The 1,368-nt window shown below is 68.1% G+C and carries 1 protein-coding gene; it reads right to left on the bottom strand.

Features of this window, described 5'->3' with window-relative positions:
* Nucleotides 1-186 precede the first annotated feature (186 nt).
* Nucleotides 187-1,368 (bottom strand): extracellular solute-binding protein (locus ABD466_RS44240; RefSeq protein WP_344663323.1); only part of this gene is annotated, 1,182 nt, incomplete at its 5' end.

Genomic DNA, 1,368 nt, shown 5'->3' on the forward strand with positions numbered 1-1,368 from the left:
GACCATCTTCACCACCGGCCACAGCACGGCGAAGGCGATCAGCGCGATCGCCGGGCCGATCCAGGCCAGCGGGGCCAGACCGGACAGCGCGGTCCGGCCGCGGCGGGCGGGGCGGGGGCGGGGCCGAAGGCTTCGGCCCCGCTCAGCGTGCGTCGTCATGGCGGACGTCCGGGCTCTCCGAACCGCTCAGCTACCGGTGGCGACGGCCTGGATCTGGTCCAGGACGCCCTTCGGGTCGCTGCTGACGGCCTTGCCGACGATGTCCTTGATCTTCTGCGAGGTCGGGTCCCACTGCGGGTCCGAGCTCGGGTACCAGGCCGCCGACGGCAGCGCGTCGATGAACGGCTTCAGCGACGGGGTCTGGGTGGACAGCTCGGCGGCCGCGTCCTGGGTGGCCGGCAGCAGCATGTACTCGTTGTCGAACTGCTCCTGGTACTTCTTCTGCAGCGCGAAGTCGAGGAACTTGCTGACCGCGTCCTTGTGGTCCTTCTTGGTGTTGAAGGCCTCGATGAAGTCCGCGACGCCCAGCGGCGAGGACAGCGGGCCGGTCTTGCCGGGGATGGCGACCGACTTCCAGTTGTCGCCGATGGTGCCCTGCTTCAGGATCGGGATCAGCGCCGGCGAGCCGTTGATCATGCCGATGTTGCCGGCCGCGAAGTCCTTCCACAGGTCGGTGCGCTTCTTGGTGGCCGGGTCCGACTCGGTCAGGCCGGGCTTGACCAGGTTGTCGGTCAGCCACTGGAAGGTCTCGACGTTGGCCGGGGAGTTGATCGCCCACTTGCCGGAGGCGTCCTTGTAGCCGCCGCCGTTGCCCAGCGTCCACAGGTAGGTCTCGGCCTGCGCCTCCTCCGAGCCCAGCGGCAGCCCGAAGCCGGTCTTGCCGAGCGCCTTGATCTTGGCGGCGTCGGCGGCCACGTCGGCCCAGGTCTTCGGCGCGTCGGTGATGCCGGCCTGCTTGAACAGGTCGGTGTTGTAGAAGAACGCCCGGGTGGAGGTGGTGAACGGGATGCCGTACTGCGCGCTGGCGCCGTCCGAGCCCTTGGTCTGGCCCAGCTCGGCCACGTGCGGGATCAGGTTCTTCAGCGTGTCGGGCGAGACGATGTCCGAGGCCTTGTACAGCAGGCCCTGCGCCGCCACGTCGGCGTAGCCGCCGCCCTCGAACAGGTCCGGGGCGTCGTTGTTCTGGATCGCCGTGGTCAGCTTGGTGGCCAGGTTGTCCCAGGTCGCCATCTGCAGGTCGACCTTGATGTTCGGGTACTTGGCCTGGAACTCGCTGATGATCTGCTGCCAGTACAGCTTGGTGTCGTCCTTGTCGCTGCTGCCGTAGGACGGCGCGAGCAGCGAGATGGTCACCGGCTTGGAGGAGTC

It is taken from the genome of Catenulispora subtropica, assembly GCF_039531675.1.
GTDB lineage: Bacteria > Actinomycetota > Actinomycetes > Streptomycetales > Catenulisporaceae > Catenulispora > Catenulispora subtropica.